The sequence below is a fragment of the Cellulomonas marina genome, assembly GCF_900111925.1.
Classification (GTDB): domain Bacteria; phylum Actinomycetota; class Actinomycetes; order Actinomycetales; family Cellulomonadaceae; genus Cellulomonas; species Cellulomonas marina.
In genome coordinates this window covers 257,626-267,267 of the sequence record NZ_FOKA01000005.1, presented here as the reverse complement: position 1 = coordinate 267,267, position 9,642 = coordinate 257,626, and the positions used below count along the sequence as shown (strand labels likewise).

Here is a 9,642-nt window from a genome sequence, read left to right as displayed (position 1 = left end):
TACCACCCGCCGTGTCCCGGGCCGTCGACCGAGCAACGGCCGGGCGCCTGTCCGGGCCCGTCCTGCTGAACACCCGTGGTCGGCGCATGGATCGCCACGCCGCCACCCGCCGGCTGCGTCGATTGGCCGCGGTTGCGGGGGTGCACCTGCCCCGCATGCACCCGCACATGCTGCGCCACACCTACGTCACCACCATGCTCGACGCCGGCGTCGACCTGCGCGACGTGCAGATCGCCGCCCGGCACGCCGACCCCCGCACCACCATGCGATACGACCGCGCCCGCACCACCCTGGACCGCCACCCCAACTACATCCTCGCCGCCTACATGGCCTCCGGCACATGACCCGCTCCTGCCGATGACCGCGCTTCGCGCTCCTGTCGAAGAGCGAGCGACGTGATCGTCGATGACCAGCACAATGCCGAAGGCTGAGCAGACCCAGGATCACCCCCGAGGAGTCTTCGTCATGCCCTACGACACGCACGTAGCCGACCGCGTCCGCACCTGGCTGGCCGGTCAAGACGTCCGCGAGGTCAAGATGTTCGGCGGCCTGGCCTTCATGGTCGATGACCGGATGCTCGTCTGCGTCTCCGCCGGCGGATCCGACCTGCTCGTCCGCGTCGGACCCGACAGCGACGGCCAGCACCTGCACAAGCCCGGGGCACGGCGAGCCGAGATGGGCAAGGGACGCTCGATGGGCCCGGGGTGGATCACGGTCGACGCGCAGGCCTTCGCAGCGCGGGAGGACTTCGCCTACTGGATGCAGGCGGCCTTGGCCTTCCACACGCACAGCTCGAACACGAAGCAGCACCCGAGGGCTACGACCACGTAGGAGAAGGCGAAGTCCCACCGCGCGAGCCGCTCCTCACGCGTGCGGGGGCAAGGGCGAGCTCCAGCGAGCATCCCGACCAGCTCAGGCCGGCACGATCCGGCGACGCAGAACGGACACCCCCTCACCGGCCAGGCTGTCGAGCACCGCGCCTCGACCCGTCACGGCCAGCAGCAGTTCCTGGGCGGTTCCCCGGACCACCGGCCCGCTGCCGTGGGCGAAGTCGATGTCGTCGGCTTCGAGCCGCAAGCCCCTCAACGCCCCCTTCGGGACCAGACCCGCCGGGGCGGTCGTGAGGAACGTCAACGCCTCCCGCAGGCGCGGCGCAGGGACATCGCGGTGCAGGCCCAGTGGCCAGCGGATGTCCAGACCGTGGACCAGGACATCGACCAGCGGCGCCTGGGGGCCGGCTCCGGGTGGGGTGAAACGCGAGCCGGCCTTGCGCTCGAGAACCTGCAGCAGGTCGGCGAAGGGACGTCGAGCCAGCCGCGCCGTGACGCGTTCGTTGGCCCGGTCGAAGCGGCCGCCGGCGGCGAACACCGCCAGCACCATGCGGGGTGTGCTCACCTCCAGGGGCATGACCAGGTGTGCGAGGACGTCGTGGACGCTCCATGCCCGACACAGGCTCCTGGTGGCCTGCTGCTGCGGGGTCAGGTGGGCGAGTTGCCCGGCCAGGGCCCGTCGCTCGTCGGCGATCTCCTCGAAGACGTCCACGAGGGGATCTTGGCAGGCAGCACCCCGCGGGGGGAGGCGTCGAGCCCACGACTTCCCGGTCGGACCAGCTGACCGGCTCACACCGATTTCACGGTCATGCCGCTGGTCGGGCGTCTGCTCAAGGTCAACCACGGACTAGACGGACCGCCTGCAGCTCATGACGCTCCTCACCGGTCGAGGAACGTCTCGGTGTCGCAAGAGGCGCGGTCCGCGACGCGCACCGCGAGCGCGCGACGGTTCACCTTGCCGGCATCGTCGCGGACGGGGGCGTGGACGGCGTGCAGCCGGCGCAGCCGGCGTTCCGGGCCCAGGGCTGGGGCCGTGCGGGCGAGGATCGACGCCAGCGCCGCGGCCACGGCCTCGGGCGCGCCCTCCGCGACCTCGACCACCGCCTCCAGCGCCCGGCCGAGGTCCAGGTCGGGGACGCCGAACGCCACGGCGGACCGCACGGTCGGGTCCGCCTCGAGGATGCGCTCGACCTCCGCCGGCCAGACGTTGACCCCGCCACGCACGACGAGGTCGTCGGCCCGGTCGAGGAGGAACAGCCAGCCGTCGGCGTCGAGGTACCCGGCGTCGCCGAGGGTGTCCCAGCCGTCGGCGGTGCGGCGGGAGGTGCCGCCGCGGTACCGGTAGGGCGGCGCGTCCCCGCGGTGCAGCCACACCGTGCCGGTCTCCCCCGGCGACGCCTCCGACCCGTCGGCGCGCAGCACCCGGATGCGCGTCCCGCCGACCGGCCGGCCGACCGTCCCCGGACGATGCAGCCACTCGTCGCCGCGCACCAGCGTCAGGCCGTTGGACTCGCTGCCTGCGTACACCTCGAGCACCCGCTCGGGGCCGAGCCAGTCGAGCAGCGCGCGCTTGTCCGCCGGCGCGATCGGCGCGCCCAGGTGCAGGATCATGCGCAGCGACGACACGTCGGCGGCGGCGCGCTCGTCGGGCGGCAGGGCCAGGAGGCGGCGGATCGTCGTGGGGACCAGCAGCGCCCAGGTGACCCCGTGCTCCGCGACCGCTCCCAGCCACGCGCGGGCGTCGAAGCGCGGCAGCACGACGAGGCGGTGGCCGGTCATCAGCCCGCGGTAGGCGTAGGTGAATACCGCGGAGTGGTGCAGCGGGCCGGCGACGAGCTGCACCTGCCCGCGAGGGAGGAACGGCGCGACGGGCTGCGTCGGGTCGACGAGCGCGGGCGCGGCCGCGAGGACGAGCTTCGGCCGACCGGTGGAGCCGGACGTCGTCGGCGCCTTCCAGCAGGTCGCCCAGGTGTCGGGCAGCGGCTGGTCGTCCGCGTCGGGGACGGGCGGGAGCGGGTGGAGCGCGACCTCGACCCGCGGCGGGGTCGTCGCCGCGTCCCCCTGCGCCGGCCCCACCAGCACGACCCGTGGTCGGGCGAGGGCCGCGAGCTCCGCGCGCTCCGCCTCCGACAGCGCCGGTGGCTGCGTCTGCGGCGTCGCGCCCGCCCGCCACACCGCGGCGCACGCCACGACGTGCGCGGCGCCGTTCGACAGGTCGACGGTGACGAGGTCGTCGCGCCGTACGCCGTGCGCCAGCAGGGCCCGCGCCAGCCGCGTGCCCCGCCGGTCCAGCTCCCCCGCGGTCAGCACGCCGTCCGGCGCGACGACGACCACCCGGTCCGGGTCGGTCTCAGCGAGCCAGGACAGCACCGCCGAGATCGAGCGCCGCACCGCCGTCACCCCCGTCGCGCAGGACGGCGGCGTACGCCGCCTCGTGCCGGGCGGCCACGTCGTCCCAGCGCGCGCCGGCCGCGAGCGCGCGACCGGCCGCCGGGTCCGGCGCGTCACCGCCCAGCACGCGGTCCAGGGCGTCGGCGAACGAGCGCGGGTCCTGCCCGTAGGCGACCGTCCCTCCGAACACCTCCTCGAGCACCGGCAGCCGGCGCGCCACGACCGGCACCCCGGCGGCCAGCGCCTCGAGGGCGGCCAGGCCAAAACCCTCCTGCACCGACACGAAGCCGAGCGCCGCGGCCCCGGCGACGAGCGGGGCGAGGTCGGCCTCGTCGACGGTCCCCAGCACGACGGGCCTCGCAGCGTCCCCGGACGGACCCGCCGCCAGCGCCTCCACCCGCGCGTCGAACGCCGCCCGGTAGTCCCGGTAGTCGAACAGCGTCTCGCCGCCGGCCAGCACCAGGCGCACGTCCGGCCGGCGCACCCGCAGCAGCGCCCACGCCTCCAGCAGGTCGAGCGTGCCCTTGCGCGGCTCGATCCCGCCGAGCGCCAGCACGTACGGCCCGAGCCTCTGCCGCCACCGCGCCGTCCGCGGGTCGTGAACCGCGGCCGCGAACCGGTCCGCGTCCACCCCGTTGCCGACGATCGCCGGCCGCAGCCCCCAGCCCGCCGCGAGCTCGTCGGCCACCGCGCCGGACACCGCCAGCCGCGCCACCGGCGCGACGATCGCCCGCTCGTGACACGCGACGAGCTGGGGCGTGGTGAACCGGTCGAGGTGGTGGACCGTCCGCACGGGCGCCAGCCCCGCGTCGAGCGCCGCGTTGGCGGAGATGCAGTCCTGCGCGTGCACGACGTCCGGCGCGCCCTCGTCGCGCGCGGCCGCCGCCAGCGCGGCGGCGAGCACGGCGATCGAGCGGACGATCCGCGGGCCGACGGCCTCGTCGTCGCGCGGCGCGAAGGGCACCACGCGCACCCGCACCGCCGGTTCGACGTCCCGGAAGAAGGCGCGGTCGCCGCCGCGGCCCAGCGTCCACACCGTGACCTCGTGCCCGCGCGCCGCCAGGGCCTCCGCGAGCGCGAGGGTGTGCACCACACCGCCACGCGGCTTGGTGGAGTAGGTGAGCTGGTGGATCCGCACGCCTGGCCCCTACGCCTCGACCAACGCGGACGGCGTCAGGGTGGGGTGGTACGCGTGCGGCACCCGGTCCTGCAGGTGGTGCATGGTCCGGCGGGCCCGGGCCACCGACCCCGGCACGTCGGCGCGCGCCGCCGCCAGCCCGCCCTTCGCCCACGTCTTCGCGACGATCTCCCCCGCCGGGTCGACCACCTTCGCCTGCCCGAGGAACCGCAGCCCGCCCAGGACCCCCGTCTGGTTCGACGAGACGACCCACACCTGGTTCTCCGCGGCGCGCGCGCAGTCGTAGAGGTCGAACAGGTGCGCCTGCCGGTCGTGCCGCAGCCTGTCGCTGCGGTCGGTGACGCTGGCCGGCCACGCGTTGAGGACCGCGAGGACCTCCGCGCCGTCGAGGGCGAGCGTGCGCGCCGACTCCGGGAACGTCTTGTCGAAGTCGATGAGCATCCCCACGCGCCCGACGGGGGTGTCGAACGCGGCGAACGCGCCCCCGGGCGCGTACGCCTGCGACTCCCCCAGCGGCAGGTGGACCTTGCGGTGCACGCCGACGACCTGCCCGCCGTGCACCGCGAGGGCCGTGTTGTACCGGCGCTCGACGCCGTCCTCGACGACCCGCTCGGCGATGCCGAAGCACACCGTCATCGCCGGGCACAGGGCCGCGACCTGCGCCACCTCCGGCCCGTCGACCTCCACGGCCGGCGGCAGGTCGTCGGGCCGGGGGTGGTGCATGTCGAGCAGGTAGCCGCCGAGCGTGGCGTCGGGCAGGACGAGCAGGTCGACCCCGCGCTCGTGCGCGCCGGCGACGAGGGCCGGCAGCTTGGCGAGCGTGCGGGGCACGTCGCGGCCGAAGTGCCCCGCGACCGCGCCCAGCACGACCTCGCCGGCCCCGACCCCCGACACGACCCCCGACCCGCCTCCCGTCAACCGCGGTCCCGCCTCAGCCCGCGAGCCCGACGAACGGGTCGTGCCGCACCCGTCGGCGCACCGCGAGGACCTCGCCGGCCAGGTGCTCCGCGTCGCGCGCCACCGCCTCGAACCTCCCCGACCCCCACGTGTGCAGCCACGGCAGCCCGAGGAAGAACAGCCCCGGCACCGCGGTGACCCCGCGCCGGTGGGTGGGGTACCCGCTGCCGTCGAACACGCCCACGTGCAGCCACCGGTAGTCGGTGCGGAACCCGACGGCCCACACGACGCTCGTGATGCCGGCGGCGTCCAGGTCCAGCTCCTCCACCTCGCGCTCGGGCCGCCACACGGGCCGGTACCGCCTCTCGACCGGTGCGGCGATCCCCTGCGCGGCGATCCACCGGTCGATGTCGTCCTTGATGGACTCCATGACGGCGTCGGCGTGGTCCAGCGACGCCTCGGCGGTCGGCGCGAACCGCAGACGGCCTCCGTCGGCCGCGGTCAGCCGCCCGTACAGGTGCATCCCGTCGCGCGCGAAGGCCCGCAGGTCGATGTCCCGCCCACCGCCGCGGCCGGTCATGTAGTGGTTGGTCGATTCCCGCTTGGCGAGCCCGCCCGCGTGCGCGGTGACCGGCACGTCGTAGACACCCATGTCGGAGAGCCACGCGATGCAGTCGCGGCCGCGGTAGAACCGCGCGCACCGTGGCGCCCGGCCCAGCGCCAGGTGCACCGTCCGCCCCGCCAGGTGCAGGTCCTCCGCGATCTGCGCCCCGGACTGCCCGGACCCGACGACGAGCACGCCGCCGTCCGGCAGCGCCTCCGGTGAGCGGTAGTCGGCCGAGTGCAGCTGCACCAGGCCCGCGGGCAGCCGGGACGCGACGGCCGGCAGCACCGGCACGTGGTACCCGCCCGTCGCGACGACCACCTGGTCCGCCGTCAGCGTGCCGGCACTGGTCGCCACCTCGAAGCCGCCGAGCGGCAGCTCCCGGACCGCGGTGACGGCCGTCCCCTCGTGCACGGGCGGCCCGAACGAGGCGGCGTACCCGCGCAGCCAGGCGTGCACCTCGTCGCGGGTCATGAAGCCGTCGGGGGCCGGCCCCTCGTAGGGGTACCCGGGCAGCCGGCACTGCCAGTTCGGCGTCACGAGCGTGAAGGCGTCCCAACGACGGTCCGCCCAGTCGTGCGCGACGGTGTCGCGCTCGAGGACGACGTGGTCCACACCCTCCCGCACGAGGTACCAGGACAGCGACAGGCCCGCCTGCCCCCCGCCGACGACCGCGACCTCGACGTGCCGGCCCGCGAGCCCGCTCACGCCGCACCCCCGCCGGCGTCCGGGAGCGGCGGCTCCATGGCCAGGACCTCCACGGGCCCGGCCCCGGGCTCGAACCGGGCCGCGCTGCGCCCGATCCGCTCGGCCTGCGCCTCCGCCGACGTGCACCGCATCCCGTACCGCGCGGCGACCCGGTCGGAGGCGAGGGCCAGGGCCCGCGTGCTCCGGTCGACGAACTCCGCCACCGTGTAGCGGCCGCCCACGTCGAGGTGGTCGTGCACCACGAGGCTCGGGGAGTAGCAGCGCTCCTCCACGCCGTCCGGCCAGCGGACCGCGAACACCATCTCAGGCACCGGCCAGCACCTCCTGGCGGCCGGCCCCGCGCACGGACGCGGCCGGGTCCCAGGTGCGGTCGACGTCGTACGCGTCCGGCCGGCGGTCGCGCAGGTGGAACATCCCGCCGCGCATCGCGGCGAACGTCCCCGCGACGTCGATGTCCGCCACGGCCATGCCCGCGCCGAGGCCCGTCGTCGCCAGGACGGCGCCGCCCGGGTCGACGACCTTCGCGTTGCCCACGTACCGCAGCGACCCGAACGTGCCGGACTGGTTCGACGCGACCCAGAACACCTGGTTGTCGAGGGCGCGCGCGGCGTCGAGCAGGTTGAACCGGTACGTCCAGCGGTCCTCCTGCAGGTCCGCCGCCGTCGCCGTGCGGGCCGCCGGCCAGGCCGACAGGCTCGCGACGACCTCCGCGCCGTCCAGCGCCATCGACCGCGCCGCCTCGGGGAACGCCTTGTCGTAGCAGATCTGCAGCCCGACCCGGCCGACCGGGGTGTCGAACACCCCGTAGGAGCCGCCCGCCGCGTACGACATGTGCTCGCCCAGCGGCTGGTGGACCTTGCGGTAGGACCCGTAGACCTGGCCGCCGTCGAGCAGGGCCGCGGCGTTGTACCGCGTGTCGTCGTCCTCGCCCTGCTCGCAGAACCCGATGGCGACGACGACGTCCCCGGCCAGCGCCTGCACCCGCGCGATCTCCGGCCCGTCGAGCCGCACGGCCGGCGGCAGCGACCGCGTCGTCGTGCGGACGGTGTCGCCGTGGTTGCCGAGCGACGACAGGTACCCGCCGATGGCCGCCTCGGGCAGGACGAGCAGCTCCACGCCCCGGTCGCGGGCCTCGTCGACCAGCGCGCCGATGAGCGCGTAGTTCTGCTCGAGGTCGCGCGTGAAGTTCGCCGACACCGCGGCGACGGTCGTCACGGCCGGACCCTCAGAGGTTGTACGTGGAGTTGATGATGGCGCCCTTGCGGGCGTAGTGGATGAGCGCGTCCTGCACGTCCAGCGGGTGGCACGGGATGGTGCCGTCGACGAGGTCCTCCTCGCGCAGGCCGTGCAGCGCCATGCCGAACCGGCAGACGAAGACGCGGTTGCCCTCGGCGATGAACGTCTCCAGCGCGTTGTTGATGTTCTGCTCGCCGGGGAACCCGGAGTCCCCGACCGTGGGGAAACCGCGGGTGGCCATGGCGTTGATGGTGCCCGGGCCGTAGAAGTAGATGGCGGACTCGAACCCCTTCCGCGCCGCCCGCGTCGCCTGCAGGATCGCGACGAAGCTGACGGAGGACTCGTGCGCGATGCCGTGCACGAGCGTGAAGTAGGACTGCCCCGGCTCCGCCTGGTAGTCCGGGAACACCTTCGTCGAGCCGTACAGGTTGGTCCCCTTGGCCTGCGACGGGTGGGCGATCTCCGCCGTCGACCGCTCGATGTTGGCGGTGATCTGGTCCTCGATCTCACTGCTGACCTGGCCGACCTCGGTGATGGTCACGGTGCGCTCCTGCCTTGACGATGGACTTGACGGGGGACGGACGAGGGGGTCGAGCTGCGCCCAGTCAAGGGGCGGGTTGTTTCCGCGTGGTTTCGTCGGGAAGAAATTTCCGTGTCCGGGCGCGGCCCGGGCGGCCGGTGGCGAATTCACGAGAAAGCCTTCCGGATGTGACCCGTGCGAAACACGCCGCGCGTTCTACTGGCGCCCACCACCGCCGCCGCACCCCAGGGAGCCCCCGTGCCGGACCTGCGCACCCGCGTCGACCTCGCCCTGCAGGGCGTCCGGATGGACGCCCCCGTGCACCGCGAGGCGGGCGCCGGTCCCAGCGACGACGGGCACGTCCTGATCGGCGGCCTCGGCGCGGCCATCCCGGTGAACCCGACGAGCCCGTACGTCCTGCGCCGCGACCGGCTGCTCCTCGACGGGGCCGACCTCGGCCTCGACGTCACGCCCGTGCGGCGCCCGCTGTTCTACGACCTGACCACGGACGACGGCGTCCCCTACGAGAAGATCGCCCGCCTGCACGGCCGCGACGTGCTCGCCACCACCGTGGTGCAGACCTGCATGCGCTACGACGAGGCCGAGCGCTGCCGGTTCTGCGCGATCGAGGCCTCCCTGGCCGCCGGCGCGACGACCGCGGTCAAGACTCCCGCCCAGCTCGCGGAGGTCGCCGCGGCGGCCGTGCGGCTGGACGGGGTGCGCTCGATGGTCATGACCACCGGCACGTCCCGCGGCACCGACCGCGGGGCGAAGCACCTGGCCCGGTGCGTGCGCGCGGTGCTCGAGGCGGTCCCCGGCCTGCCGGTCCAGGTGCAGTGCGAGCCGCCCACCGACCTGTCGGTGCTGCAGGACCTCCGGGACGCCGGCGCGGTGTCCATCGGGATCCACGTCGAGTCGCTCGACGACGCCGTGCGCGCCCGCTGGACGCCCGGCAAGTCCCGGGTGCCGCTGGCGGCGTACCGGGAGGCGTGGGCGGAGGCCGTCCGCGTCTTCGGCCGCAACCAGGTCTCGACCTACCTGCTCGTCGGGCTGGGCGAGGACCCCGACGAGCTCGTCGCCGGCGCCGCGGAGCTCGTCGCGATGGGCGTCTACCCCTTCGTCGTCCCGTTCCGGCCGCTGCGCGGGACGCTGGCCGTGGACGTCGACGGGGTGGGCGCCCCGCCGGCGGACGTCGTCGAGCGCGTGAGCCGTGAGGTGGCGGCGCTGCTCGTCGCCGCCGGGATGACCAGCGACGGGCAGCGCGCCGGGTGCGCAGCCTGCGGGGCCTGCGGCGTCCTCAAGACCGCCGGAGCCTGAG

At 74.9% G+C, this 9,642-nt stretch carries 11 protein-coding genes; 3 read left to right on the top strand and 8 right to left on the bottom strand.

Annotated elements, in window-relative coordinates; genetic code table 11:
* Both BM048_RS07830 and BM048_RS07825 read left to right on the top strand, forming a co-directional pair.
* The coding region (locus BM048_RS07830) for a tyrosine-type recombinase/integrase (RefSeq protein ID WP_175499375.1) at nt 1-344 on the top strand (344 nt) is incomplete at its 5' end.
* Between the two features lie 121 nt (nt 345-465).
* The gene (locus tag BM048_RS07825) at nt 466-831 is read left to right on the top strand and encodes a TfoX/Sxy family protein (RefSeq protein ID WP_090032138.1); all 366 of its coding nucleotides are present in this window, start codon (nt 466-468) and stop codon (nt 829-831) included.
* A gap of 81 nt (nt 832-912) precedes the next feature.
* On the opposite strand, the gene BM048_RS07820 is transcribed toward BM048_RS07825, so the two are convergent.
* The 8 genes from BM048_RS07820 to BM048_RS07785 all read right to left on the bottom strand — a co-directional run bounded on the left by BM048_RS07820 (nt 913) and on the right by BM048_RS07785 (nt 8,345).
* A complete protein-coding gene (locus tag BM048_RS07820) occupies nt 913-1,542 on the bottom strand; it encodes a maleylpyruvate isomerase family mycothiol-dependent enzyme (protein ID WP_090032062.1) in 630 nt (209 codons plus the stop codon).
* A 167-nt stretch (nt 1,543-1,709) separates the two neighbouring features.
* On the bottom strand, nt 1,710-3,221 hold the full coding sequence (locus tag BM048_RS07815) for an AMP-binding protein (RefSeq protein ID WP_175499373.1): 1,512 nt from the start codon (nt 3,219-3,221) through the stop codon (nt 1,710-1,712).
* Nucleotides 3,181-4,359 (bottom strand): MSMEG_0565 family glycosyltransferase, encoded by a 1,179-nt coding sequence (locus BM048_RS07810; RefSeq protein WP_090032058.1) that lies wholly within the window; start codon nt 4,357-4,359, stop codon nt 3,181-3,183. The genes BM048_RS07815 and BM048_RS07810 overlap by 41 nt, the downstream gene beginning before the upstream one ends.
* 9 nt (nt 4,360-4,368) lie before the next feature.
* Nucleotides 4,369-5,253: a carbon-nitrogen hydrolase family protein gene (locus BM048_RS07805; protein ID WP_090032057.1), complete on the bottom strand. Its 885-nt coding sequence runs from the start codon at nt 5,251-5,253 to the stop codon at nt 4,369-4,371.
* Between the two features lie 37 nt (nt 5,254-5,290).
* Complete coding sequence (locus BM048_RS07800) at nt 5,291-6,568, bottom strand: MSMEG_0569 family flavin-dependent oxidoreductase (protein ID WP_090032055.1); 1,278 nt, start codon at nt 6,566-6,568, stop codon at nt 5,291-5,293.
* Nucleotides 6,565-6,870 carry an MSMEG_0570 family nitrogen starvation response protein gene (locus tag BM048_RS07795; protein WP_239078966.1) on the bottom strand — a complete coding sequence of 102 codons (306 nt, stop codon included), beginning with the start codon at nt 6,868-6,870 and terminating at the stop codon, nt 6,565-6,567. The genes BM048_RS07800 and BM048_RS07795 overlap by 4 nt, the downstream gene beginning before the upstream one ends.
* Nucleotide 6,871: 1 nt before the next feature.
* Entirely contained in the window at nt 6,872-7,783 is a 912-nt protein-coding gene (locus BM048_RS07790; protein WP_090032051.1) for a carbon-nitrogen hydrolase family protein, read from the bottom strand.
* Between the two features lie 10 nt (nt 7,784-7,793).
* Nucleotides 7,794-8,345: an MSMEG_0572/Sll0783 family nitrogen starvation response protein gene (locus BM048_RS07785; protein WP_239078958.1), complete on the bottom strand. Its 552-nt coding sequence runs from the start codon at nt 8,343-8,345 to the stop codon at nt 7,794-7,796.
* Nucleotides 8,346-8,582: 237 nt separating this feature from the next.
* On the opposite strand from BM048_RS07785, the gene BM048_RS07780 reads away from it, so the two are divergent.
* Complete coding sequence (locus BM048_RS07780; RefSeq protein WP_175499371.1) at nt 8,583-9,641, top strand: MSMEG_0568 family radical SAM protein; 1,059 nt, start codon at nt 8,583-8,585, stop codon at nt 9,639-9,641.
* Nucleotide 9,642: the final 1 nt, after the last annotated feature.